Annotated in this window: 18 protein-coding genes; 14 read left to right on the forward strand and 4 right to left on the reverse strand. The window is 41.8% G+C overall.

The window, feature by feature from the left end; translation table 11 throughout:
• Nucleotide 1: 1 nt before the first annotated feature.
• A complete protein-coding gene (locus OA91_RS04710) occupies nt 2-1,234 on the reverse strand; it encodes a four-carbon acid sugar kinase family protein (RefSeq protein WP_063336554.1) in 1,233 nt (410 codons plus the stop codon).
• Between the two features lie 143 nt (nt 1,235-1,377).
• On the opposite strand from OA91_RS04710, the gene OA91_RS04715 reads away from it, so the two are divergent.
• From OA91_RS04715 to OA91_RS04735, 5 genes are all read left to right on the forward strand, one after another.
• A complete protein-coding gene (locus OA91_RS04715) occupies nt 1,378-2,256 on the forward strand; it encodes a LysR family transcriptional regulator (protein ID WP_063336555.1) in 879 nt (292 codons plus the stop codon).
• A 68-nt stretch (nt 2,257-2,324) separates the two neighbouring features.
• The gene (locus OA91_RS04720) at nt 2,325-2,747 is read left to right on the forward strand and encodes a MarR family winged helix-turn-helix transcriptional regulator (protein ID WP_063336556.1); all 423 of its coding nucleotides are present in this window, start codon (nt 2,325-2,327) and stop codon (nt 2,745-2,747) included.
• A 92-nt stretch (nt 2,748-2,839) separates the two neighbouring features.
• The gene (locus OA91_RS04725) at nt 2,840-3,508 is read left to right on the forward strand and encodes a glutathione S-transferase family protein (protein WP_063336557.1); all 669 of its coding nucleotides are present in this window, start codon (nt 2,840-2,842) and stop codon (nt 3,506-3,508) included.
• A 112-nt stretch (nt 3,509-3,620) separates the two neighbouring features.
• Nucleotides 3,621-6,854, forward strand: a complete 3,234-nt coding sequence (locus OA91_RS04730) for an outer membrane lipoprotein-sorting protein (RefSeq protein ID WP_231870309.1) — start codon at nt 3,621-3,623, stop codon at nt 6,852-6,854.
• The gene (locus OA91_RS04735) at nt 6,851-8,146 is read left to right on the forward strand and encodes a DUF1302 family protein (protein ID WP_063336558.1); all 1,296 of its coding nucleotides are present in this window, start codon (nt 6,851-6,853) and stop codon (nt 8,144-8,146) included. Before OA91_RS04730 ends, OA91_RS04735 begins: the two co-directional genes overlap by 4 nt.
• A 74-nt stretch (nt 8,147-8,220) precedes the next feature.
• Here OA91_RS04735 and OA91_RS04740 read toward each other — a convergent pair whose 3' ends face one another.
• Nucleotides 8,221-8,982: an IclR family transcriptional regulator gene (locus tag OA91_RS04740; protein WP_046017699.1), complete on the reverse strand. Its 762-nt coding sequence runs from the start codon at nt 8,980-8,982 to the stop codon at nt 8,221-8,223.
• 366 nt (nt 8,983-9,348) lie between these two features.
• Here OA91_RS04740 and aldA point away from each other — a divergent pair, with 366 nt between their 5' ends.
• The 6 genes from aldA (at nt 9,349) to OA91_RS04770 (ending at nt 19,796) form a co-directional block, all read left to right on the forward strand.
• On the forward strand, nt 9,349-10,773 hold the full coding sequence (gene aldA, locus OA91_RS04745) for an aldehyde dehydrogenase (RefSeq protein ID WP_063336559.1): 1,425 nt from the start codon (nt 9,349-9,351) through the stop codon (nt 10,771-10,773).
• A 282-nt stretch (nt 10,774-11,055) separates the two neighbouring features.
• Nucleotides 11,056-12,345, forward strand: coding sequence for an MFS transporter (locus OA91_RS04750; protein ID WP_063336560.1), 1,290 nt, complete (start codon nt 11,056-11,058; stop codon nt 12,343-12,345).
• Nucleotides 12,346-12,347: 2 nt separating this feature from the next.
• On the forward strand, nt 12,348-13,583 hold the full coding sequence (locus OA91_RS04755) for a mandelate racemase/muconate lactonizing enzyme family protein (protein ID WP_063336561.1): 1,236 nt from the start codon (nt 12,348-12,350) through the stop codon (nt 13,581-13,583).
• Nucleotides 13,583-15,217, forward strand: a complete 1,635-nt coding sequence (locus OA91_RS04760) for a GMC family oxidoreductase (protein WP_197477751.1) — start codon at nt 13,583-13,585, stop codon at nt 15,215-15,217. Before OA91_RS04755 ends, OA91_RS04760 begins: the two co-directional genes overlap by 1 nt.
• Before the next feature lie 170 nt (nt 15,218-15,387).
• A complete protein-coding gene (locus OA91_RS04765) occupies nt 15,388-18,921 on the forward strand; it encodes a response regulator (RefSeq protein ID WP_063336562.1) in 3,534 nt (1,177 codons plus the stop codon).
• A 5-nt stretch (nt 18,922-18,926) separates the two neighbouring features.
• Nucleotides 18,927-19,796 carry a CheR family methyltransferase gene (locus OA91_RS04770; RefSeq protein ID WP_063336563.1) on the forward strand — a complete coding sequence of 290 codons (870 nt, stop codon included), beginning with the start codon at nt 18,927-18,929 and terminating at the stop codon, nt 19,794-19,796.
• Between the two features lie 54 nt (nt 19,797-19,850).
• On the opposite strand, the gene OA91_RS04775 is transcribed toward OA91_RS04770, so the two are convergent.
• Entirely contained in the window at nt 19,851-21,929 is a 2,079-nt protein-coding gene (locus OA91_RS04775) for an EAL domain-containing protein (protein WP_063336564.1), read from the reverse strand.
• A 220-nt stretch (nt 21,930-22,149) separates the two neighbouring features.
• Here OA91_RS04775 and rep point away from each other — a divergent pair, with 220 nt between their 5' ends.
• The gene (rep, locus tag OA91_RS04780) at nt 22,150-24,198 is read left to right on the forward strand and encodes a DNA helicase Rep (RefSeq protein WP_046017693.1); all 2,049 of its coding nucleotides are present in this window, start codon (nt 22,150-22,152) and stop codon (nt 24,196-24,198) included.
• Between the two features lie 92 nt (nt 24,199-24,290).
• Here rep and OA91_RS04785 read toward each other — a convergent pair whose 3' ends face one another.
• A complete protein-coding gene (locus tag OA91_RS04785; protein WP_009832869.1) occupies nt 24,291-24,902 on the reverse strand; it encodes a uridine kinase family protein in 612 nt (203 codons plus the stop codon).
• Between the two features lie 144 nt (nt 24,903-25,046).
• Between OA91_RS04785 and OA91_RS04790 the strand changes: the two genes are divergently transcribed.
• Nucleotides 25,047-25,625, forward strand: a complete 579-nt coding sequence (locus OA91_RS04790; protein WP_231870310.1) for a uridine kinase — start codon at nt 25,047-25,049, stop codon at nt 25,623-25,625.
• A gap of 120 nt (nt 25,626-25,745) precedes the next feature.
• Nucleotides 25,746-26,078: a DUF3392 domain-containing protein gene (locus OA91_RS04795; protein ID WP_063336565.1), complete on the forward strand. Its 333-nt coding sequence runs from the start codon at nt 25,746-25,748 to the stop codon at nt 26,076-26,078.
• The last annotated feature ends 71 nt before the right edge of the window (nt 26,079-26,149 follow it).

Genomic DNA, 26,149 nt, shown 5'->3' on the forward strand with positions numbered 1-26,149 from the left:
CTCAGTCGTGAGTGGTGAGAAGTGAATGAGCGGCTTGGTAAAGTACGTTCGGTCCACCAAAGCCACCTGCTTTCATGGCTAACGCTAAAGGCGTGCCTGTTTCATCTATGGCTTTTGCGAGGGGAAAGCCCGCCTCAAATTCACCTATAAGTTGAAATGACTTAATCGAAAGTGTGCTGAGTATGGCGTTCATCGTCTCCCCACCAGTTGCGATCAGAGCATCAAATTTCTGTTTATGAATGGCGTCTTGCGCTTCTGATGTGAGGTTTTTGAGGGCAGTTTTTGCATCATTTTTGAGTGATGGCGGTACTGTTAAACAAGCAATTTGAGCATCTTTATTATCATGCTTAAAAAGCGCCTTGGCACTAAATACCACTGGAACGCCTTTGCTCTTTAAATACTTACATTGGGCTTGGCTAACAGGATTAGCACTGCCTATTACAATTAAGCATTTTTTTGCATTAACTTGGGGCAGGGCTTGTAAAAGAGGTTCCTTGTTAGAGTGAGAATAAGTTCTAGCTGTTTTATCTAGGGTATTAGCCAGTGCTTGCGCAAGACCGGGTGAGCCTATCCAAAGTACCTTGTGTCTATTGGGGATAAGCGCAACTTGTTGGTTTAGCTCAGTTTGGGTTTTAGCATCTAGAATCAGCGTAAGCTGCTGTCTAGCGGCTCTTGTTATGTCTTCTTGGCTTGCCCCTGTCGATATGATCGTCGCTTGACCTAAAGAAGGTGCAATCAAGTCTTTAATTGAGCTGGTTCTGGCTGGATGCACAGGGTCATTAGCGTATTGGCTGGTTGAAACACTTTTGCCTTGCACAAACTGAATGCCATTGTGTGTGGTTCGTCCTGCATCAGGAAAGGCGGGAGCGATGACAATATTGTGAAACCTATCTTTTTCAGCCGATTGATAAAGGGCCTCTAATTCAGCTCGAATATGACCTCTTAATGTGGAATCTATTGTTTTATAGATAATCTGCTGGCTAGAAAATGTGTGGATAGCTTGCTGAACACGTTTGATAGCGGCTTGTTCACTAACTTGTCTGCTGCCTGTATCAAGTGCAATGAGCTGGGTTTTTATTTCGCTTTGTTGTGTTGCTTCTAGTTCAAAAAAGTCTTGGCGAAGAACAAGGGAAGAGAGCCCTTTTGCTAAAAAGGGGGCGGCACCATCTGCGGCACTGGTTAGGTCGTCTGCTATGATGGCAATATTGGCTGAAGTCGCATTTAAGTTTTTCATACTGGTGATTCTAGTGAGCCTATTAATTTAAAAAAGCCATATTTTTTAACCATTATTGGTGATTAAAAATCACCATTTTGTAATCTGCTTGTTATGCTTTATATGGCAATATGTAGGCTTAATCTGAGAGTTTGAGAGGAATTATGCAGCGGGTAAAAACACCATCTTTTAATGACCTAAGAGCATTTGAAGCGGTAGCAAGGCTGGGTACAGTTCGTGCTGCAGCCGGTGAAATTGCTGTCACCCATGGGGCAGTGAGTCGACGAATTCGAAACCTTGCTGATTATATTGAGGTTCAGCTATTTGAATCTGAAGGACGTGGTATTCGCTTAACTTCTCAGGGTGAAGTCTTGGCTGGGGCTGTGACTGATGCTTTTGAGTTAATCCAAGAGGCGTTAGCTGAGATACAAGCACCTGAGCAAGCAGGCCCCATTCTTCTATCCTGTGAAAGGTCAGTGGCGATGCGTTGGTTAATGCCAAGGTTGAGTAACTTTCAAACTCAGTACCCTGAAGCGGATTTACATTTATCCGTGGGTGGAGGTGAACTGGATTTCAGCAAAGATAAGGCCAGCATCGCGTTGCGTCGATTAGATTTTGCCATTGATCCTCATTATCAAGTCGATGTTTTAATGCTTGAAAAAATGGGGCCAGTGATGACGCCAAGTATGCTTGAGGCGTTTGAAAGCGGTGACTATATTGGCCTTGGTTCTAAAACTCGCCCAGAAGCATGGAGAGATTGGTTAGTTAAACATCCAGATGTGCCAAAGCCAAAAGAGGTGCGCTATTTTGATCACCATTTTTTCATGGTTGAAGGGGCGGCAAGTGGTCTGGGAGTGGCGTTATGTCCTAAGGTAATCGCCTTTGACTATGTGCAAGATGGCCGTTTAATCGATCTTTATGGTTTTAAAGAAGATGGCACTGAATATGGTCTTATTTATCCTAAGTCGATGAAAATGAATGAATTTACCTTAGCGTTAAAGTCTTGGTTGAGTCAGATTGCGGCGGAAATAGACAAGCTCTAATTCTGTTTATTTATGATGAGAAGGATAAATAATTTGCAGTTTAATGCGTATGCATGTATTTTTAAATAATGAAAAATAAAATTGAACCTTGCTTAGCTTTATCTATTCGCCGTGCTGACCGTATCATCAGCCAAGCCTATAACGACCGTTTATCTGTTTTAGGTATTCGTTCAACTCAGTTTTCTGTGTTGAGAGTGATAGATGTGATGCAAAAAGCCAGCGCTAAAGATTTACAACAACATCTTTCTATGGAGCAACCTACCGTTTCTCGGGCATTAAAACCCTTGATTAGAGATGGCTATATATTGGTGAGTGAAGGCAAGAATAAGAAGGAAAAGTGGCTGACGCTTACGCCGGAAGGTAAGACGTTATTTGATCAGTGTATGATTCCTTGGCGACAAGCACAGGATGATTTAGCCGCCCATTTAGGGTCTGAAACAAGTCAGCTATTGCATGAGTTAAGTAACAAAATCGTATCTTTTAAGAGCTGATTGTTAAGTTGTAAAGAAAATGAACGAGTATTTTAATAAACAAGTAAATATATGCATATGCATTCAGTTTTAATTTTTAATCGAGGTAAATAATGCAGCTATACACTTATCCTGTTACGACAAATGCGCTGAAAGTGGCTTTATTAGAGGCTTATATCAAGCCTTTTCTCGATTTAGGCATAGAGCAAAGGTTAATTCAGTTACAAAAAAGAGAGCAGAGTCAGGCGGATTTTTTAGCGATTAATCCTAAGGGGAAAATTCCAGTTTTAGTGAATGCTGCACGTGGAGAAACAGTGACAGAATCCAATGCCATCTTGCTGTATTTACTTGGCCTTCCTCAAGTTCAGGCCGTGCCTGAATTAGCCAAATTAAGCCAAGGATCTAGTGTTATGTCTTGGTTGTTTTGGCAGGCAAGTGATACGGGTATCGATAGGGCGGGTTATCACTTTAATCGTGTTCTCTTACCTCATTGGGGTGTTAACAGAGACCATGAACCCGATGAAGAGCAGCTAGGTAAGTTTTCTAAAAGTTGCCAAGTGTTAGAGCAGGCACTCGCCCAAAATACTTATTTATGTGGCGATGACGTGAGTGTGGCTGATATCTCAGTCGCTGCAGTTTTCATGTTCCATCAAGAAGCTGGTATGCCATTAGATAATTACCCACATCTGGTGGCTTGGCTAACACGTTTAGAAGCAAGGAGCTGGTGGCGTTTAACTAAGGATGAGGCGGTCGATTTTATTGGTGATTTGACGCACCGATAGGGATATTGAGCAATGAGTAATGGCTTTTAGTTGTTACTCATTTTATTTATATAAATACATGCATATGCATTAATTGTTGTTTTGTTACAGATCTCTGTAACGGGAGTTTAAGATGAAAGATTCAGCCCCAGCCGCCGTCAGTGCGGCATCACCTAACGCTGTAAAAGATTTGAATAGAAGCCAAGGCTACCGGCTGTTTAGTTGGATAGTTTCACACCCCAAGCGGGTTTTAACCTTCGGCTTGCTTCTTATGGCGTTGGTCATTTCCCAAATTACTTCGCTCACCAAGGATACTCGCGCTGATGCCTTTTTAGCTGATGATAATAGCGCGCTCGTGTATCGGGAAAAGGTGAAAAAAATCTTTGGCTTAAGTGACCCTTTGGTTATCGCCGTGGTTGCTAAAGACAGTATCTTTACCCCTGAAGGGCTAAATGCAGTACAAGCTGTGACAGATGTGGTGATGGATCTAAACAATATTGATCCGGAGGGCATTACCAGTTTGGCCACAGAGAACAATATATTTGGCACTCAAGAAGGCATGGAGGTTGAGCCTTTTTATGAGTATGAAATAGAGAGTCAGGCAGAAGCCTTAGCTGTGCGAGATGCGATTCGAGACTTTCCGCTTTATCAGGGTAGCCTAGTTGCACAAGATGAATCGGCTACCTTGGTGGTGGCTGAGCTTTTAGATGAGAAGCTAGTGGAGCAGTCTTACGATGACATGGTCATTGCGATGAATGAGCTGACTCTGCCACAAGATATTCAGCTTTATGTAGCAGGTGAAGGGGCTGTTTCAGGCTATCTAGGCAGCTATATTGATGCGGATGCAAAGCGCTTAAACCCGCTTGCTGGTGTCATCATTACCTTGATCGTGTTTATCGCCTTTGTTCGCTTTGGTCCCATTATTATGGGGAACCTAGTAATAGCCGCATCTGTATTAATGACAATAGGGGTTATGGCGTTTGTTGGTGTGCCTTTTTATGTCATTACTAACGCTTTACCTGTGATTTTGATTGGTATTTCTGTGGCTGACAGTATTCACATTTACAGTGAATATTTTGAGCGTCGTGCTCTTTATCCAAATGAATCGATCAAAGAGTCAATCATTCAAACCATGATGGAAATGTGGCGTCCTATTACACTGACCACATTAACCACAGTTGCTGGATTTATGGGGCTGTACTTTGCTGCTTACATGCCTCCATTTAAGTTTTTTGGTCTCTTTACCGCCGTTGGTGTGTCTGTGGCTTGGTTTTATTCGCTGGTGGTATTGCCTGCGGCCATGAGTCTTATTAAGACAGAAGTAAGGCCCGGATTTGCAGCTAAAGTACGTTCACAAAAGCATGATATGACAGCGCGTTTTATGGTTTTCTTAGGCCGTATTACTGCGCGCTTTGCTAAGTTTATTCTTGCTTTGTCATTGGTTATTTTTGTTCTAGGTCTATTTGCTGCAAGCCACTTGGTGGTGGATGAAGAGCGCATTAAAACCTTCCATCCAAATGAAGCGCTTTATGTGGCGGATGAGATGATAAACAGCCGCTTCGATGGCTCAAATTATCTGGATATTGTGGTAAATACTCAGGATATTGAAGGCATATTTGATCTTGAGGTGCTGGCTAAAATGGAAGCGCTACAGGTCTATGCCGAAGGTCTTGATTATGTCGAGGGTTCCACCTCATTAATTGATTACTTGAAGCAGATGAACCGTTCTTTAAATGACGGTGATAAAGCCTTTTACCGTTTGCCTCAAGATCAGGATTTGATTGCTCAATTCTTCTTATTGTATTCCGCTTCAGCTGAACCAACGGATTTTGAAGAAGAAGTCGATTATGACTATCAAAGAGCCAATATTCGCCTAACCCTAAATAATGGTTCTTATGTTAATACCAAGGACGTGGTTGAAGACCTGCAATCTTATCTGGATAAACAATTTAATGATGACAAGGTGAATGCCACGTTAACTGGCCGAGTGACTTTGAATTACCACTGGATTAAAGATCTGGGTGAAAGCCACTTCTTCGGCATGGGGATCGCTCTCTTACTCGTACTGATCGTATCTTCCTTGTTATTAAAATCCCCTGTTGCTGGGTTTTATACCTTGATTCCCGTGGCGATGAGCATACTTCTGGTTTACTCGTCCATGGTGCTGTTTTCTATCTCATTAGGCATAGGTACCTCTATGTTTGCGGCGGTTGCTATTGGCCTTGGGGTCGACTTTGCCATTCATACGATAGAAAGAATGAGAGCCTTATATCAGGTAGAAAAAGATATGAAAAAGACCTTTGCCCGTTTTTATCCATCAACAGGTCGTGCTCTGTTGTTTAACTTACTCGCAATCGCCTTAGGTTTTGGTGTACTGATTTCTAGTAAGGTGGTGCCTCTTAACAACTTTGGTGCCATTGTCGCCATCTCTGTTGTCACCAGCTTTCTCTTTAGCCTGACCCTATTGCCCGCACTTATCATGCTGTTTAGACCTAAGTTTATCCTGCAAGAAAAAGCTGTTAAATCAGGGGTAAGGCTATCAAATGCGACGCCTTTGTTATTAGTTGGCGTAGTGGGAGCTGGGCTTTTCTATCAAGATAAGGCGCAGGCTAGCCAGGACGATACGGCTTTACCTGATGCAAATTGGATCGTAGAGCAAATTAACCATGTGGAAGAGGGTCGTCAGAGTTCCAGCAAGTTGTCCATGACCCTGATAGATAGACGCGGCAAGGTAAGACAAAGAGAAACCGTGAGCTTTCGCCAATATGTAGGATTAGAAAAGCAGACAGTACTTTATTACTTATCCCCTAGAAACGTGAAAAACACAGCCTTTTTGATCCATGATTTTCCAGAAGCTGAGCGTGATGATGACCAATGGTTGTATCTACCTGCATTACGTAAAGCGCGCCGTATTTCTGCATCGGATCGAGGTGATTATTTCTTAGGAACGGACTTTAGTTACGAGGATATTAAAAAAGAAGGCAAGTTTGAAACCGCTGATTTCAAGTTTAAAACCTTAGCCAAAGAGACTCTAAATGGTGTGGAAACCATTAAGTTAGAAGCTATGCCGATAGATAAGAAAACCTCGCGAGAGCTAGGTTATGGGCGTCAGGAGGTTTGGGTTGACCCGAGCAATTGGATAATCCAAAAGGCTGAATATTGGGATATCAAGATGAACCCATTAAAAACCTTAACTATCAGTGATGTACGTAAGGTTGAAGGCATTTGGACTCGTCATAATTTAAAAATGGTGAATCATAAAACGGGTCATAGTTCTGAGTTTATTTTCTCTGATATGAATTACAGCAAAAAAATTAAAAATAGCGTCTTTACACGTCAGGCCCTAAGCCGAGGAGCACCAAAATGAAACCTCAATTATTAGGGGCGATATTGGCGCTTATTCCCAGTCTGAGTTTAGCGTTTGAAATGAGTCATAGCCTTAAAAGTCAAACCAGTTATGGTACCAGTGCGAGTGATTGGCAACAGTCTGATTGGCGTCTTGATAGTGAACTTTATCAAGGCTTAGAGAATGGCGAGATTACTGGCATTTTACGCAGCCGCTTTGATCTGCAAGATAAACTTAACTCGGATCAAACACTGAATAATTATAGCGCCCACTCTGAGCCTCTCACTGCTGGCGATCATGAATGGGTCGAGCTAAGAGAACTGTATTGGCAAGCAGGCTTTGATACCAGTTATTGGCGAATTGGTAAGCAGCAAGTGGTTTGGGGGGAAGCGGATGGCATCAAACTATTAGATGTGATTAATCCACAGAGCTATCGTGGGTTTATTCTGGATGATTTTGATGACTCTCGTATTCCTTTATGGATGGTAAATGGGGAGTTTCAAGTTGGGGAAGAGGGTACTTTGCAGGCTCTATGGGTATTGGATACTAGCACCCATGAGTTAGCGCAATCCAGTTCGCCTTTTGCCTTTACTAGCCCTGTGCTAGTGCCAGATAGCGCCGCTGTACCAGCAGGTGTTACTGCCACATTAGAAGAGGCAAACACACCTGTCATGACACTTGAAAACAGTGATTTTGGTTTACGTTATACCAGCTTTATTGGTAACTGGGACTTCTCTCTTAATTACCTCTATCACTATGTGGATGAGGCGGTGATTAGCGCAGATTTAAGTGGCTCTTCTCTCACTTTAACACCTGATTATAAGCGTAGTCATTTACTGGGCGGCTCTGCTTCTAGTGTCTTTGGTGATTGGGTACTAAGAACAGAATTTGCTTATGAAACAGATAGGTACCATAGAACAACGGTATCAGTACCGGGTGTTGATAAAGCCGATCAATGGGGCATCTTGGTTGGTTTAGACTATCAAGGTATGACGGACTATTTGATCTCGGTACAGTGGTTTCAATCTAATCTTGTGGGGCAAACGGAAAACTTGGTGAAAAATCGCCAAGAAAATACCTTGAGCCTTCTGGTAGAGCGAACCCTCTTTAATGAAACCTTATTGCTTAAATGGCTACACCTACATTCAACCGATCATGGGGATGGCGTTGTTCAGCCGCAAATTAGCTATAACCTAGAATCGGATTTTGATGTTTTCTTAGGGATGGATATCTTCTATGGCAACGAAGGCGGACTCTATGGGCAATTTGATGAAGCAGACCGTATCAGTGCTGGCTTTGAATGGGGCTTTTAAACAATAACCTCTTATAAACTAGTGTTGATAATGTGCTTTTTTCCTAAAGGTTAAAAGCACATTGTTTTGCTGGATTAACCTATTCTCGATGACAGTTGTCGCGCTGCTTGGATTAACTTCTTCGCATTATCTCTGGCTTCTTGCTGGTCCAGATAATCACCACTGATACTGGCACTGATGGCGGCAACTGGCTCATTTCGTAAGTTTAAAATTGGTGCTGAAATACAACTGACACCGGCTTCTATTTCCCCGTGAGTGACGGCATAGCCTAAGCGTTTGGCTCTATCTAATTCTTCCTGAACTGTCTGCCACTCTTGTTTGATTTGCGGGTTAACCTTTTTCTCTGAGGCTAGGTAAGTTTGCTGAAACTCAGTGCTGCGCATAGAGAGGATCGCTTTCCCTGATGCGGATTGATAAAGGGGCATGGTTTGGCCAATAAAGATATTAAACGCACTGTTTAACGAGGTTTCTAATTTAGATACCACCACTATGGTGTTGCCCACAGGCACACTTAAAAAAATGGTCTTATGGATCTCGTTTTTAAGGATCTCAGCAATAGGATAAAAGAAGGGAATGATGCTCTGCTTGTTGTAAATGGTAGAAGCAATTTGAAAGATCTTTGCGCCTATGCAGTAAGACTTTTTGCGACTTGGGTCATGGGCCACCATTTGGTGTTCTAACAGGGTATTAATAATGCGATGGCCGCTGGCAGAAGGAATGCCAGTTTGTTCACAAATTTCAGACAATGTCATAGGGTAATTTGCGCTGGCAAGAAGGTCCATAATGAGTACTGAACTATCTACTGCTGGGGCTTTTGACTTCTCTTTCTCTGGCATAGCTTGATCCTAAAAGTGATGTGACTCACAGATTAAAAATTCTATATATGAAAAACTTGTGCAAAACTCACTAAATTAATCCCACTTTTTTAAACCTGATTCCCTAAGGGAAAATAAAATGAAAAAAATATAATTTTTTTTGTTTTGGTCAAGCCTAGAAGATAACTGGCTTGCGCTGCTTTTCTCTCTTTAAGGGTGAACTTAGTGGCTGGTTATCGAAAAACTGAGCTAAGCTTAAAGACCCGAATTATAAGGCTTTCAGGATATTATTCCATATATAGAATTAAAATTTCTCATATGGAATATTTTTTGACTCAAGCAGGGATGAGGTTTTAGCATGGCCATATTCAGTAAAAGGGTGAACCCATGAGAAGCGATCAAAATTTTATCAATAATGCATTTGTTCCATCTATCACAAGCAAGGCTATGCCTGTTTATAGCCCAGTAAATGAAGCGCAAGTTGCTCAGGTTGCACTAGCCAGTGCGGAAGATGCACTTGGTGCTGTTGATATCGCTGCCAAAGCTCAGAAAGGCTGGCGTCAACTGACCAGTATTGAGCGTGCTGGTTTCCTTCATAAATTGGCAGATGCTTTGTTGGCCCGTAAAGAAGCCATTGGCCAAGCTTTGGCATTAGAGTCAGGCAAAAGCCTTGAAGATGCGACTAACGAAGCGGTTTACGCGGCGGATATTACCCGTTATCACGCTGAATGGGCGCGTCGTATAGAAGGTGAAATTATTCCTAGTGATTCACCATCAGAAAACCTCTTACTGCAAAGAGAGCCGATTGGTGTGGTGGCTTGCCTAATCCCTTTTAACTATCCGGTTTACACCCTGTTGCGTAAAATTGCCCCAGCTTTAATTACAGGTAACAGTGTGGTGGTACGTCCAAGTAACAATACCCCAAGCTCAGCGTTTGAAATTGCGAAAGCCGTGCAAGATTCAGGTATTCCAGCAGGCGTAGTGAATATTCTAACTATGGATCACGCCACTGCTGAGAGCGTCTGTACTCATCCTAAAGTTGGTATGATTACACTTACTGGGAGCGTAGGCGCTGGCCGTAAAGTGTTGGAGTATTCTCAAGTGAATATTGCAAAATCTTCTTTAGAATTAGGCGGCAAATCACCTGCCATTGTTGAAGCAGATGCAGACCTTGAAAAAGCGGCCCGTGAGATAGTGGCATCTAAAACGACTAACTGTGGTCAGCTTTGTACTGCGATCGAAAGGGTTTATGTACATGAAGCCATTTATGATGAGTTTGTTGCCTTACTAAAAGGACAGATGAGCGAACGCCAGTTTGGTGATCGTGCAAAAGATGCCAGCTTTATGGGGCCGCTCATTAATGAGAATGCGCGTTTAAACATACATCAAATGGTTGAAAGAGCCATTGATGATGGCGCGTCTCTAGAGGTTGGTGGTTATATCCCAGAAGGTAAAGGTCACTTCTATCCTCCTACTTTATTGACTAACTGCCGCCAAGATATGGAAATCGTGCAAGAAGAAATCTTTGGTCCTGTTTTGCCTGTTCTTAAATATACCGATGCTGACCAAGCCTTAGAGCTGGCGAACGATCACCAGTTTGGTTTGGCATCGGTTATCTACACAGAAAATTATCGTACAGCCATGAAGGTCGCCAACAATATTGAAGCGGGTGAGATTTATATTAATCGTACACCTGCAGATCCTTACCAAGGCTTCCATGCTGGTTGGAAACGTTCTGGCCTAGGTGGAGATGATGGTAAGCATGGTATGTTGGAATATACACAAACCCGTTTAGTGGTACTTAACTACTAGGGCTCAGTCGTTTGAATTCAGCCACTTGAGTTCAATAGTGTGAGCTTAACCCTTGGTGTAATTAAGTGATGCCTGTGCTTTGCATGGGGTCACTTTTTCTTACACACAAACATTCCCATTAACCCATATGCCCATAACACGAGGTAGGAATCCGTTCGTCTCTTAATTAGAAAAATTGAATGGAAAATAAATAGAAAAGAGCACAGGGCGCAAGCCCATTAGCAACACCTGTAGACACTTAAAAAGATAAAAACAACAAAACAAATAATAGAGATTAAGACTATGAGTGACACCATGACAGCCAGACCTGAGGCATCAGGTAAAAACCTGAACTTAAAGCGTTATTTCCAGTTCACCCTATTACTTTTAGCCGCTGGGGCTATCTACCCTTTGCTGTACTTAAGGCAGAATTTTGAAAGCTCGATTTTGGAAGTCTTTCAAATAACCTCGGGCGATCTTGGCAATTATTACTCCATGTTAGGGGTAGTGTATTTTGTCTGTTATGTGCCAAGCGGCTGGTTGGCCGATAAAATTTCACCTAGGCTTTTGGTCACCTTATCTATGGTGGGAACGGGTGTTTTAGGCCTATGGTTTGCGAGTATTCCCTCAAAAGAAGTATTGGTTTACATCTTTATGGCATGGGGTATAGCAGCAGGTTTGACCTTCTGGGCCTCTATGATTAAAGGCGTGAAAATGCTGGCTCATAAGAACGAGCAAGGTCGATTCTTTGGTGTGCTTGATGGTGGTCGAGGTTTGGTGGAAGCGGTATTAGCTACGATTGCTATCGCCATTTTTGCCTATGCAATTGAAAGTCAGGGGCAAAGTACCACGCTAGCACTTAAACAAGTGATTTATATGTACTCATATACCTGTATTGCGATTGGTGTGCTGACCTTTTTCTTTTTCCGTGGCGAAGCAAACAAGGACGAAGCGTCAGGCCCAAAAGTCACAAGTAAGAACTTGTTTAGAGATTTGAAGTTCCTTGCCTCTATTCCTGAGTTATGGATGGTCGCTGCGGTTATCTTTTGTGGTTACCAGCTTTTTTGGGCGACTTACTCTTTCTCTTCATTCATGCAGCTTGGTTATGAAGTGAGCGCGGTGACAGCAGGTTTTATTACCGTGGCTAAACTTTGGATGCGCCCGATAGGTGGCATAGGCGCTGGCTTTTTAGGGGATAAGTATGGCAAAGAAAACATCCTAGCGGTTGCCCTTGCAGGTTCGACCTTGGGCTTGGTGGTTATGATTGTCTTCCCTCAGCTTAATACGGTTTATTTCCTATTGGCGATAGTGCTTTTAATTGGTGTTTTAACCTATGCCATTCGAGGTCTTTATTGGGCTATCTTGGATGATTGTGACATCCCTCTACAGGTAACTGGTCTTGCTATTGGTGTGATTTCTCTAATTGCTTACACACCCGATATTTTTCTACCTCAAATCAACGGCTATTTTGCTGCTCGCTATGAAGGCATTACCGTCTATAACCTGTATTTTGGCTATATTGCAGTAATGGGTGCTTTAGGCACGCTAGCAGCCCTTAAACTTAAATCAATGACAGCTAAGAAGAAGTCTTAATCATGAAAGTAACCCATTGCGATACTCATATTGTTGCCACGCCACCGCCTCATGTAGGGGGTATGTATTGGATTTTTGTTAGCCTGAAAACAGATTCAGGCATCGAAGGGGTTGGTGAAGTCTATGCTGATACCTTTCATCCAGAGGTGATGGTAAAAGCGATAGAAGACGTATTTGAGCGCTTTTTAAAAGGGCACGACCCGCATCATATCGAGCGCTTTTTTAGGGAAGCTTATTCAAGTGGTTTTACCCAAAGACCTGACTTAACCATGATGGGGATTGTCAGTGGTTTGGAAATGGCATGCTGGGATATTATCGGCAAGGCAGCAGGTAAGCCTGTCTATGAGCTGATAGGGGGCAAGGTGAATGACAAACTACGTTCATACACTTACCTCTATCCTAAGGATAAAAACGGTGACTATAACTACGACAATGTAGAGCTGGCTGTTGAATGTGCTTTAGCTGAGAAAGCGCGTGGTTTCACCGCCTTAAAGTTTGATCCAGCTGGCCCTTATAGTGCTTATTCTGGACAGATGATTTCCCTTGAAGCCATGGAAAAGTCCGCCACCTTTTGTCGTCGTATTCGTGAAGCTGTAGGTAATAGCTGTGATTTACTCTTTGGTACACACGGACAGATGGTACCCGCTTCAGCGGTGCGTTTGGCTAAGCATTTGGAACCTTTTGACCCTATGTGGTTTGAAGAGCCAGTACCACCGGGCCAAAGTGAAGCGATGGCAAGAGTCGCTGCTAAAACCAGTATTCCAGTGGCGACAGGTGAAAGGCTAACAACTAAGTATGAATTTCACGATGTTCTAAAACACAATGCGGCTTCGATTTTGCAAATGAATCTAGGCCGAGTGGGTGGCATTTTAGAGGGTAAGAAAATTGCCGGAATGGCCGAAGCCTATTATGCGCAAATCGCACCTCATCTTTATAACGGCCCTGTTGGTGCGGCTGCGAGCATTCAATTAGCGGCGACCTTGCCGAACTTCTTGATTCAAGAAAGTATAGGCACTTGGGATGGTTTTCATGCCGAGGTGCTAGAAGAAAAAATCAATTGGCAGGATGGCTACATTATTCCATCGGACAAACCGGGCTTAGGGGTTGAGCTCAACATGGAGACAGTCAAAGCCTGCTCTCCTTATCGTGGCAAAGCTTTGCACCTTTCTATGGACCCAAGACCTTATGATGTGAAACGAGAATCAGGAACTGAGTGGAAACATATTCCGGAGAAGTGATGATGGAATTTGATTTTATTATTGTGGGTGCTGGGTCTGCTGGCTGCATTGTGGCAGATAGATTGAGCGAATCTGGTCGCTATTCAGTGTTATTGATCGAAGCGGGGGGCAGAGATACTTCCCCTTGGATCAAGCTACCTGTGGGTTTTGGTAAAACATACTACAACCCAAAATACAATTATATGTATTACAGCGAAGCCGAAAAGGAAATGGCTGGGCGTAAGTTGTATGCCCCAAGAGGCAAGGTGCAAGGTGGATCAGGTTCGATCAATGCCATGATTTATGTGCGTGGCCAAGCCTCTGATTTTGATGATTGGGCAAAGGCCGGTAATACAGGTTGGTCTTATCAAGATGTATTGCCTTACTTTAAAAAGCTAGAACAGCACCCGCTTGGTGAGACCCAATATCATTCTGATCAAGGCAAGATAGGCATCTTCCCAATGAAAGATGAGGCTCACCCTATTTGCCAAGATTATCTAGCGGCGGCGAAAGAGTTGGGTTATCCCTTAAATGATGATTTTAATGGGGCTGAATTTGAAGGGGCTGGGGTGTATGAGACCAATATTAAAAATGGTCAAAGATCCTCCAGTAATATTGCTTATTTAAAGCCAGCCTTGAAGCGAGACAACCTCACTCTTTGGCGTGTTAGCCAAGTTGAAAAGATAGTGCTAAATGAAAAGACAGCGCTAGATGAGGCTAATCGTGCCACAGGTGTACTGGTACGTCATGAAGGCGAGCTAGTTGAAGTTAAGGCTAACAAAGAGGTAATAGTGTGCGCAGGTGCCGTTGATTCTCCTAAACTACTGCAATTATCTGGAATTGGCGATAAGGACGAACTTGAAGCCAAGCAAGTCGAGCCTTTGCATCATTTACCTGGGGTAGGGAAGAACTTACAGGATCACTTGTGTGTGAGTTATTTCTACCGTGCCAAGGTGAAAACCTTAAATGATGTGTTTTTATCTTATGCTTCTCAGATTAAAGCAGGGCTTGAATATGTGATAAATCGTACGGGCCCTTTATCTATGAGTGTGAATCAGGCGGGTGGCTTCTTTAGAGGTAATGAGCAAGTGACTGAGCCAAATATTCAACTCTACTTTAATCCTATGTCTTATCAGATTCCGGTGGACCCTAATGCCAGCTTAGAGCCCGAGCCTTATTCTGGTTTCTTACTGGCATTTAATGCTTGTCGTCCTACTAGTACGGGCACCATTGAGCTTGCTTCTAATAACCCTTTGGACGCGGCCTTGATCAAGCCAAATTACTTGTCGACCCAAAAAGATAAGGATGAAGTGATTCAAGGGAGTCGCTTGATTCGTAAAATAATGCAGGCCAAAGCTTTGCAGAAGGTTACCGAAGAGGAAGTGATTCCAACCTTATCCCAGGTAAATGATGATGAGAGCATGCTGCAGTACTTTCGTGAGAAAGGTGGATCTATCTATCATTTGTGCGGTTCTTGCAAAATGGGGCCAAACCCAGACGATGCGGTTGTCGATGATAGGCTGAGAGTTCATGGTATCAGCGCATTGAGAGTCATAGATGCTTCTATCTTTCCTAATATTACTTCGGGCAACATCAATGCCCCTGTGATGATGGTGGCTGAAAAAGGCGCCCAGATGATATTGGAGGATTGTTAAGGTTTTTATATTCACTCTCTTTGGTCAGTGATTGTTTCCAATTGTTTTGTTTTATTGCAAAAGGCGACATTACTGGCTGAATTGTGTGATTTTATTGCCACGCCAAGCAAGATGTAATTAATTTCATATAATTCAAGCTAATACATTTATCGGTAAATAGTGGTGACTCTATGATGCGTGAAGTGAGTGCTTTGAATAAAAAGAAAGATCTCAATCATTTTGTTAAGTTACTAGTTTCACTTTTCTGCTTTGTTTCCATTACTGGCTTTGGCCTTTATTCCTATACCCTCTATTTGAGTGAAGAGCTCACTCAGAAATCTGCCTTAAACAGTGCCTCCATTTACACTAGAGCACTTAAAAAAATCCGCTCGCTTTACTCGTCTGAAGTGGTTGATGCGGCCTCTAAGCATGGAATGCTGGTTACCCATGATTATGACAAACAAGACGGTGCTATCCCTCTTCCTGCTACCTTTAGTATGTTAATTGGTAAACAGATTGGAGCTCAGAGCGATGCAAGCTCTAAGCTATATAGCCCTTACCCGTTTCCTTCTCGTGAAGATGCTGGTGGTTTAAAAGGCGAATTTGCTAAAAAAGCATGGTCTTATTTACAAGCAAACCCAGACAGAGCTTATTCTGAGTTTTTTGAGCTTGATGGAGAGCCTGTACTTAAATATGCCACTGCAGATGTGATGACTGAAAGCTGCTTAGCCTGTCATAACTCACACCCAGACTCGCCTCAAAAAAATTGGCAGGTTGGCGATGTTAGAGGTGTGTTAGAAGTCACATTACCTCTGAATAAAATTATTGAGTATTCGAATAACAGCCTATTAGGTGTGTTTTGGCTATTGTTTTCTATTTCTATTCTGGGTGTGCTGAGTGTTAGCTTTTTTGTCATACGTATGAAAAGAGATGCGATTAAGTTGGAGCAAAGTGCGCTAATAAAAGAGAGCTTAAATGGGCTTAATGATGCTATGAGTGGCGAGCAAAATATCTCGCAAATGAGCCAATCTATTTTAGGATACCTAGCACCAATTCTTGGTGCTCAACAAGGGGCGCTATTTCTTGCTAGAGAGGACCAAGCCTATACCTTAACTGGCAGTTATGCTTTATCACGGGGTGAAAGTGCCAAACAAAAATATGAAAAAGGGGAAGGCTTAGTCGGCCAAGTGATTGCTGATAAAAAGGTATTAATTGTTAGGGATGTGCCTGAAAATTATTTGATCTTAGACTCTGGTTTGGGAACGAGTGAACCAAAAATGATAGTGCTTTACCCAATATTATTTGAGGGTGAATTACTGGCTGTAATGGAACTTGCAAGTTTAGGTAGCTTCACTGATCAACAGTTTGAGTTTTTAAAAGACATTGCGCTTATTGTGGGTATCGCCTTGAAAACAACGATTTCCCGCGAGAAGACGGATGAGTTGTTGATACTGAACCAGTTCCAAGTGTTGGAGCTGAAAGCGCAACAGGAAGAGTTAGGAGTCGTTAATAGTGATCTTGAGGCTCAAGCTCAGCAGCTAAGGTCTTCGGAAGAAGAGCTAAAAGCTTCCGAAGAAGAATTGATTCAACAGAGTGAGCAGTTACGCTTGAGTAATGTTGAGTTGGAAGAGAAGCAGGAATCTCTCACCATCCAAGCACAAGAATTGATGATTTCGAAAAAAGAGTTAGAAGAAAGTGCGTTAGAGCTAACACAGGCAAGTAAGTACAAATCTGAATTCTTAGCGAATATGTCCCACGAGCTTAGAACGCCTCTTAATAGTTTATTAATCTTGTCTAAAATATTGGCTGAAAATAAACGAGGTAACCTCACGTCAGACCAGGTTGAGGAAGCCAGTATTATTCATAAAAGTGGCCAATCTTTATTAGAGCTGATTAACGACATAATGGACTTGTCGAAAGTCGAAGCTGGCATGTTGGATATCTGTATTGAGACCACGTCTCTAAATGGCATTTGCCACAGTTTGGAGTCTCTCTTTATGCCAATTTCTAAAGATAGAAATATCGGATTTAGTATCGCTTTAGACCCAGCCTTATCGGATCAAATTCAAACGGATCAAAAAAGAGTCGAACAGGTGCTTAAAAACTTTTTATCCAATGCGTTTAAGTTTACTAAGCAAGGGGAAGTAAAGCTCGATATAGGTTCTACTGAATTAGAAGGAAGTCCCGCTGTCATCTTTTCTGTCACGGATACCGGGATTGGTATTCCTTTATCGAAACAAAAGTTAGTCTTTGAGAGTTTTAAACAAGCTAATGGCTCCACTAACCGTGAATTCGGCGGAACTGGATTAGGTTTGTCCATTTCAAAAGAGTTAAGCCAGCTACTTAAAGGTGAAATAAGACTGAAAAGTGAAGAAGGGCAAGGTAGCTGCTTTGCTCTTATTATCCCTTATACACTTGAAGAGAAGGTGCAGCTTATCGCGGATGAAAACCCACCTTTAGAAGGTCTCGTTTCTGAACCGATTTATCAGGTATCGAGCACCTGGTTTAATGATGATAGGGATAATCTAAAACCCAGTGATAAAAGTTTATTGATAGTGGAAGACGATCAAACCTTTACTAAGGTGTTAATTGAGTATGCAAGGTCAATAGACTTTAGTGTGATTGCAACTAATAAAGGCGCAGAAGGACTCTTATTAGCGAAACAGTACAAGCCGAATGGCATCTTGCTTGATATAGGCCTACCAGATGCTGATGGCCTCGAAATTCTTGAAACCTTAAAGGCCAATCCTGATACCTGTGATATTCCAGTACATGTTTTATCTGCCAGTGATAATAAAGTTGCTTCCATGCATTTAGGGGCTGTGAACTATCTGCAAAAACCGATGGAGATAGATAAGATTGGAGACTTGCTACAAGGTACTAGTGAGCAAGCTGAAACCATTCTGCCCCAAATTTTGTTAGTAGATGATGATAAGGATGCGCAGGTTGCCATTCAGCATTTGGTAGATAACAGTGAAGTGGGGCTAACCTGTGTTAGTAATGCCGAAGAAGCCTTTGAGCAGATAGACAAAAAGCGCTTCGATTGCATCATTTTAGATTTGGGTTTACCAGATGTCAGTGGTATGGATTTGGTTAAAGCAGTGAGCCATAAGGTCGCTGATTTTAAAACGCCAATTATCATATATACAGGTAAGGAACTTAGCCCTGAAGAGCAAAAAGTCTTACAAAATCTTTCTATCTCTATTGTGATTAAAGGGTCTGAGTCGCCAGAAAGATTATTAGATGATGTGGCTTTATTTTTAAATCATATCGATGGTTCCCATAGCCCGACCCAGCCAGAAAAATTAAAGATGCTGCATGATGAAAATAGCATGCTAGAAGGGCGTCGTGTGCTGGTAGTTGATGATGATATGCGTAATGTTTTTGCAATCACTCGGGTACTCGAAGAGACAGGTTTGATCATTACTCAAGCAGAAAATGGGCAGGCAGCTGTTGATGCTGTGACACATGCTGATGAGGTATTTGATTTGATCTTAATGGATATCATGATGCCCGTCATGGATGGCTTAGATGCGACGCAAATTATCCGTGGTATGCCTGATTACCAATCTATTCCTATTATTGCTTTAACTGCTAAAGCCATGCCTGGAGACAGACAAAAATGCCTTGATGCGGGTGGCTCGGAATATTTAATCAAGCCTTTAGATATGGATATGCTGCTCTCGATTTTACGTGTTTGGCTCTATCAACCTAATATGGTGTAAAGTGTATGGCTGAAAATGCAGAGATAGATTCGGATAGCGCTTTATTATTAAGTGCTGAAATAGAGCAGCTGGAAATCGATCTGTTTTTGGATGCGGTTTATAAACAGTATGGTTATGACTTTCGTCACTATGCTAAACCTTCGTTGCACAGACAAATTTTGAACTGCTTAGCCAGAGAGAAAAAACAACATGTGAGTGACCTTATTCCCTGTATTTTGCATGATGAATTCTTCTTTGATCGCTTCCTACAGGACATGTCTGTCACAGTCACCAGTATGTTTCGTGACCCTGAGCTGTTCCGTTTATTGAAAGAGCTCGTGATTCCAAAGCTGAGTACCTATTCTTCAATCAATATCTGGCATGCGGGCTGTGCAACAGGTGAAGAAGTTTATTTCTTAGCGATTCTGCTAGATGAAGCGGGTTTGCTGGAACGCTGTCGTATCTATGCCACTGACTATAATAATGACTCTTTGAAGCTTGCTCGTTCTGCCATTTATTCGTTATCACATTTTGATGAATACCAGAGGAACTACATCTTGTCTGGTGGTGAGAAGCGACTGGCAGATTATTATCGGACCAATCACAAGTCGGCCATATTTTCACCAGCCCTAAGAGATAAAATTATCTTTGCCCATCATAACTTTATGAAAGATGGTGCCTTTGCTCAAATGCATTTAGTGCTTTGTCGTAATGTGCTGATTTACTTCGATTCTTATTTAAAAGAGAGAGCACTCAAGGTGCTTCAAGAAAGTGTTATTCCTCGTGGATTCTTTATGCTGGGGGATAGGGAGAGTCTAGACTGTACAACTGAATCAGATGCTTTCGAAAGGGTACAGCAGGATGTGAATTCCATTTATTGTAAAAAGCTGTTTTAGGCGTATTCTAGTTTCACCTTTCTTATATCAATACCAAACTTTGCTAACTTCTTTCTATTGTAATTGCGTCGCTTGCACGCAGTATTCGTCTAACTTATGGATAGGTAACGCTGGGCTGTAATAGTAGCCTTGTATCTTGTTACAACCTAAAGCAACCACTTGCTGGTGGTGCATGGTGCTTTCAACGCCTTCGGCAATCACATCCATATTACACGCATCGGCAATGGTGATAATGGCTTTTACTAGGGCTTCTGTTTTTTTACAGGTGCCTAATCGTCTGACAAAACACTGGTCTATCTTGATCGCGTCAAAAGGCAGCTTCTGTAAGTAGTTTAAGGAGGAGTAACCTGTGCCAAAATCATCAAGCGCTAAGCGTACGCCCATAGCTTTTAAGTTGTGAATACTGGTGATGATAGATTCACTATTGCTCAAAATAGCGGTTTCTGTAATTTCGAATATGAGCCGCTCTAGCGGGAAGTGATATTTTAATAAAATATCTTTTAGTTCTTCTAAAAAGAAAGGGTGGTTGAGTTGTTTGGCGGATAAATTAACCGAAATTGTAAGGTGCTTGTTCTTGTTTTCTTGATGCCAAAGGGCGAGTTGATCACAAGCTTGAATTAAAACTTGCTTTCCTACTTCTTGAATTAGAATGGACTGCTCAGCAATAGGGACAAAGACACCTGGTGATATTTGTTCTCCATAGCCACTTTCTGGCCAACGGGCGAGGGCTTCAAAGCCAACAAACTCACCTAGGTTGACACTAAATTGAGGTTGGTAATGGACCACAAGGTCACGGCTTTCTAATAAATGTCTAAGTTTATGTTGAATGCTTGCCTGTAGGCTTCTTTGTTCTGCCATTTCCGAGATAAAGAGTTTAAATCGATTTTTACCAGCGAGTTTAGCTTCATTAAGGGCAATATCTACTGACTTTAACAAAGCTGATTTGTCGTAATTTCCCGTTTTTGCATCGGCTATTCCGATACTGGCTTCAATGTATATTTCTTGGTCTTGAATAATGAAGGAGTTCGAAATGAATTGTACTAGTTGCTTGGCTAGGTTCTCTGCTGCATGGATTTCTGGGTGTTGTATTAGGATAGCAAACTCATCGCCACCTAAACGGGCAGCGAACGCATTATCTGGGAGGTTTTCTGTCAATCTTGAAGCAACGCCAACTAATAATTTATCACCAATACTATGGCCTAAGGTGTCATTGATTTTTTTGAAACCATCCAAGCCCAACATTAATAAGAAGAAGTTTGATTCTTTCTCTTGTGCATCAACGAGCACTTTATTCAGGTAGGTATTAAAGTAATTACGATTGGCAAGTTTGGTTAAACTGTCGTAATTCGCCAAGTGTGTGAGTTCGGCTTCATAGGCAAGTTGTTGGGTAATATCTTGAAACAATACAATAACATCGTCATCCTGATCCGCTTGTTTGCGAGAGCAGGTAATTTCAATTTTATGGACGTCTTTGTTAAAGGGCTTTAGTGTCACTTTTTGCTGTAAAACACTGTTAGCTTGGATTTTTGATTGGATACCCGTAAAGAGGTTTTCATTGTTATCACAGCGACTAAACCATTTATTGAACTGTGTTGATAGCACCTCACTTGAGCTTTGATTAAGCATGTTGAGTGCCGCGGCATTGGCAAACTCGATAACCCCTTCTTGGGACACCTTGATTAAGCCTTGGCCTATTGATTCTATGATGGCGTCTTTTTCTGCTTTTAGTCTTTCGGTGCGATTTTGCAGTTGGTCGAGGGTGACATAGAGACCAACCTTGTTGAGTAAAATTGTTGGCTCAATTGGTTTGGTTAAATAATCTACCGCCCCAGAATTATAGGCTTTAAGCGCACTTTGGTTACCTGTGTGAGCAGTGAGCATTATGATAGGTGTGTGCTTATGGCTTTCGGTGCTTGTGATTAGCTCTGCCACTTCGTAGCCATCCATTTCTGGCATGTTTACGTCGAGCAAAATAAGTGAAAATTGATTGTGAATGATAAGGCTTAAAGCCTGATTGCCGGACTCGGCATGAAAAATTTCTATATTTTCTATAGGCTTAAGCAAGCGCTCCAAAGAGACCCTATTAGAGTGATAATCGTCAACAATGAGTATTTTACTTGCTCTTTTTTTCACATAGATGGCCTTTTAAATAACTATGAATAAAGGCTAGTTCAGTTTATTTGCTACGTATATGAAGGACCTGTTAGGAATTTGTAGCTAATCGTTTCTAAATGAAGTGAATGTATCTTTATGAAATTAGATAAAGTGAAAGCGTATAATTTGTAAGCTTTAAGTAGTTGCTTATGCTGCTCTCATGTAAAATTGTCGAATTGTCCTTTTTTGAGTTAACAGCATGTCAGAAGCCCCGCCAACAATTCGCCAGCGAATGAAAAACCTTAATGATCGCCAGCTCGATGCCGTGAAGCGCATTGATGGCCCCCTCTTGGTATTGGCCGGTGCTGGTAGTGGTAAAACCAGTGTAATCACAACAAAAATTGCCTACTTGATTCAGGAGTGTGGTTATAAAGCTTCGAATATTGTGGCGGTAACCTTTACCAATAAAGCAGCCCGTGAGATGAAAGAGCGGGTGGTCAGCATGTTAAGTAAAGATGAAAGCCGTGGCTTGAAGATCTCGACCTTCCATAATTTAGGCTTAACTATCTTACGTAAAGAGTACGCTAAAGCCGGTTTGAAGCAGGGCTTTACTCTGTTTGACTCTCAGGACTCTCTTACCTTGATTAAAGAGATTCTGGATAAAGAGTTTAACGAACAGGCTGATGAAGCAAATTTTTGCCAGATGACGATTTCGAACTGGAAAAATGATTTAACCCCACCGAATGAGGCCGTGGTTAATGCGGATTCAGATGAGATTTTGCTAGCAGCCCATGTGTATGGCCAATATCAGCGTTATTTAAGAGCCTACAATGCTGTGGATTTTGATGATTTAATTCTCTTGCCTGTTAGCTTACTAAGTGGGTTTGAAGATTTAAGAGAGCGCTGGCAGCGTAAAGTCAGATACTTGCTGGTGGATGAGTGTCAGGATACGAATAACAGTCAGTATGAGCTAATACGTATTCTAGCGGGAGCGCGCAAGTGCTTTACTCTGGTAGGTGATGATGACCAATCTATTTATGCTTGGCGTGGTGCTAGACCTGAAAATTTGGAGCGTTTGAATTCTGACTATAAAGGGCTCAAGCTGGTTAAGTTGGAGCAAAATTATCGCTCAACAAAAACCATACTTAAGGCTGCCAATACCTTAATCGCAAATAACCCTCACGTGTATGACAAGTCTCTTTGGAGTGATTTGGGTATTGGTGATCCTATTCGGATTATGGTGACACGTAATGAAGAGTCTGAGTCTGATCGTGTTGCTGCTGAAATACAGTCTCGCCATTTAAGACATGATATTCCTTATAAAGATTTTGCCATCCTGTATCGAGGTAACCACCAAGCTCGCTTGATAGAAATTAAGCTGCAAGCTTATCGTATTCCTTACAAGATGAATGGCGGTACTTCATTTTTCGCCCGTGCTGAAATTAAAGACCTCATGAGTTATTTACGCTTATTGGTGAATCCAGAAGATGATAATGCCTTTTTACGTATTATTAACTTGCCGAAGCGAGAAATTGGACCTGCGACCTTAGAGAAGGTCGGCATACTGGCCACCGAGCATAAAGTTAGCTTGTTTGCTGCATGTGAGTTGGCCGAGCTAGAAGAAAGAGTCACTGGGCGCTCTTTAAAGAGTCTACGTGAGTTTGAGCATTGGATTAGTTCTTTGAGAAGGCGTTTATCCGGCGCTTCTCCTGTGCCTGTGATAGAGCAAATGATTCATGACATGGATTATTATGGTTGGTTGCAGGAGCAGTCGAGTTCGCCAAAGGCGGCTGAAAGACGCATAGAAAATGTGCGATTCCTGCTCGAATCTATTCAGCGTATGATGGAAAGTGCTTGGGAAGAAGACCCAAATGCTGAACTTGATCAGGCGATTAGCAAGTTATTATTGATCGACATGCTGGAGCGACAAGAAGAGGAAGAAGATGAGGACAAGGTACAGCTATTAACCTTGCATGCTTCTAAAGGCCTTGAGTATCCACATGTCTTTTTGATCGGCTGTGAAGAGGAGTTATTGCCACATCGAAACAGTATTGAGAATGATGACATTGAAGAAGAGAGGCGCTTAGCTTACGTAGGAATTACCAGAGCAAAGCGTACCTTGTGTATTACCTTGGCATCTAAAAGGCGTCAGTACGGAGAAGAAATTGACTGTATGCCGAGCCGTTTTCTAGATGAATTGCCTGATGACGTGGTGCAATGGGAAGGTCGAGGTGATGAATCAGATAAAGTGAAAAAAGAACAAGGTAAAGCGTCTTTGTCTGCACTAAAGGCCATGCTAAACAATTAAATGTTAATGGGCTAAATACAAGGATAAAGTGAGTAACAAAAAAGCCGTGTAACAGGGTTACACGGCTTTTTATATTCCAATCTCTAAGAAGATTAGATGGCACCTTTTTCCTTTAGAAGGTAATCAATATGATTACGGAAAAGGTTTGCAGCATTAGTGAAACTATTATTATTCGGAATAATAAAGTCTGACTTGTTGCGGATATCTAATGTTTTCAATGCAGCTTGTCTAACATGACGCATATAGCGACTTGTGACTTCGTTTACATTACGGCCACGCTCTGAAATATCTCTCTTTAAGCGACGTACCACTGCAATATCAAGGTCAGTATCAACGAATAGTAGGTAATCAACGGCATCGCGAATACCTGGATCTTGAAACATCATGTGACCTTCAACTAAAACAACATGAGTAGGTTCAAGGTTACGATAGCCAACACGACTGTGTTTTGAGTGGTCGTAAATCGGAATTTCATTAGGCTGTTGACGGTTTTTACAGTTATGGATAGCTAAAGTGAGGCTTTCAGTATCTAAAGAGCTCAAATCATCGAAATTATAAACATCAGGATCAATGCTGCCGCAGCCATTATAAAAGTTGTCCTGGCATAGAACCGTGATTTTATCTTCATGACCTTCCGCCAATAGCGAACAAAGACGGCTCTTTCCGCTACCGGATACACCAGTAACGCCAATAACTAGCGCCATTTATTACCTCATTTTACAGTTGTTTACGGGATTGAACTCCTGTGTTGGAAGTCCTTGATGTAATATAACAGAAGCAAGGTTAAAATTCCTTGCTACTCTTATAGATACTAATCTTTTTCAAATCTTTTTGTGGCTGTAATTCTCATGAACACTTGGTTTTTTTCTCGCATCTTATGCTGCCTTAGCATAATGAGCTTTGTTTTTGTTTCTATCACTGTAAATGCTGAGGAAATTAAACTAGGAAAGCCCGCCCCGCCACCAAGTTATGCAAAATCTGCTGAACTTTTTGGCTTGCTGATTAATGATTTAAGCCAAGAAGAATTTGAAAAGCACCTAAGAAGCATGGGCATGTCACCTTATCCTAGTTATCAAGCAGGGCTGGCAAACTATAGCCTAGGGGATAAAGGCATCCTAGGTATTAGGCAGATTGCAGTGCATTACAACAATTATAATTTTGTTGAAAAGATTGAATTGCATGGTGTTGTTGAAAATGTGAAGCAGCGCAGTTCTCTCGGTAATTTGTTATCTAAAAAATATGGGCCACCTATGGCTGGTTTTGTCAGAGATGGCTTTGGTCGTGCTCAGTGGCGTTTTGCCGATGGCACCTTGGTTGAACTTCATAATACTACCTATGAAGTCAGTATTTCTTATCGTGATCTCATCCCTAAAAGGAAATCCGTATCAGGTGAAATTAATGTTCAAGCCTTAAAAGATAGGCTCTGATCATTCATTTATGCTTTCTTTTAGAATAGGTTTTTCCTTGTCATATTTTTATGTTATTTCTTGCAGGCTAATCTCTAAATTAACCTTCTGTGAGAACAGACTTGCTAATACAAAACGTAAATGAACTTTATTTTAGAACTTAACCAAGACCTTGTTTCCTTAATGCGCCCTTATTTGGCGGATATTTCTTTGGCTTTGGTGGCAACTTGCCTAGTTGTGTACGGTGATAATGTTAATAAGCTTATTAAACGTTTAGTTTATAAGTGGCACTTTGTTGCTAGGGTTCTGGTTTTTATTCTTATGTGTACATTTGGTTATGGAATTTTAACCTTATGGTTACAACCTCTCATTGAATCTTTGTTGAGGCTGGTTTCAACAAATTATTTGGCAATTCTGATAATCAGTATTTTCTGTTTTTTAGGTGTTATGGCTGAGCGAAAGCGCCATTTATAAAAAAAATAGAAAAAAAACATGAAAGTTAATCCCTTTTCATGTGATCTAATAACTACATAAATTGAGTAATA

The organism is Marinomonas sp. SBI8L, assembly GCF_001624705.1.
Taxonomy (GTDB): Bacteria; Pseudomonadota; Gammaproteobacteria; order Pseudomonadales; family Marinomonadaceae; genus Marinomonas.

Excerpts from the sequence above, each read along its gene's own strand:
- OA91_RS04720 (WP_063336556.1), top strand. The coding sequence starts at position 2,325 with ATGAAAAATAAAATTGAACCTTGCTTAGCTTTATCTATTCGCCGTGCT.
- OA91_RS04750 (WP_063336560.1), top strand. The coding sequence starts at position 11,056 with ATGAGTGACACCATGACAGCCAGACCTGAGGCATCAGGTAAAAACCTG.
- OA91_RS04710 (WP_063336554.1), bottom strand. The coding sequence starts at position 1,234 with ATGAAAAACTTAAATGCGACTTCAGCCAATATTGCCATCATAGCAGAC.
- OA91_RS04785 (WP_009832869.1), bottom strand. The coding sequence starts at position 24,902 with ATGGCGCTAGTTATTGGCGTTACTGGTGTATCCGGTAGCGGAAAGAGC.
- OA91_RS04765 (WP_063336562.1), top strand. The coding sequence starts at position 15,388 with ATGATGCGTGAAGTGAGTGCTTTGAATAAAAAGAAAGATCTCAATCAT.
- OA91_RS04770 (WP_063336563.1), top strand. The coding sequence starts at position 18,927 with ATGGCTGAAAATGCAGAGATAGATTCGGATAGCGCTTTATTATTAAGT.
- OA91_RS04790 (WP_231870310.1), top strand. The coding sequence starts at position 25,047 with ATGAACACTTGGTTTTTTTCTCGCATCTTATGCTGCCTTAGCATAATG.
- OA91_RS04735 (WP_063336558.1), top strand. The coding sequence starts at position 6,851 with ATGAAACCTCAATTATTAGGGGCGATATTGGCGCTTATTCCCAGTCTG.
- OA91_RS04740 (WP_046017699.1), bottom strand. The coding sequence starts at position 8,982 with ATGCCAGAGAAAGAGAAGTCAAAAGCCCCAGCAGTAGATAGTTCAGTA.
- OA91_RS04715 (WP_063336555.1), top strand. The coding sequence starts at position 1,378 with ATGCAGCGGGTAAAAACACCATCTTTTAATGACCTAAGAGCATTTGAA.
- OA91_RS04795 (WP_063336565.1), top strand. The coding sequence starts at position 25,746 with ATGAACTTTATTTTAGAACTTAACCAAGACCTTGTTTCCTTAATGCGC.
- OA91_RS04760 (WP_197477751.1), top strand. The coding sequence starts at position 13,583 with ATGATGGAATTTGATTTTATTATTGTGGGTGCTGGGTCTGCTGGCTGC.
- rep (WP_046017693.1), top strand. The coding sequence starts at position 22,150 with ATGTCAGAAGCCCCGCCAACAATTCGCCAGCGAATGAAAAACCTTAAT.
- OA91_RS04755 (WP_063336561.1), top strand. The coding sequence starts at position 12,348 with ATGAAAGTAACCCATTGCGATACTCATATTGTTGCCACGCCACCGCCT.
- OA91_RS04725 (WP_063336557.1), top strand. The coding sequence starts at position 2,840 with ATGCAGCTATACACTTATCCTGTTACGACAAATGCGCTGAAAGTGGCT.
- aldA (WP_063336559.1), top strand. The coding sequence starts at position 9,349 with ATGAGAAGCGATCAAAATTTTATCAATAATGCATTTGTTCCATCTATC.
- OA91_RS04730 (WP_231870309.1), top strand. The coding sequence starts at position 3,621 with ATGAAAGATTCAGCCCCAGCCGCCGTCAGTGCGGCATCACCTAACGCT.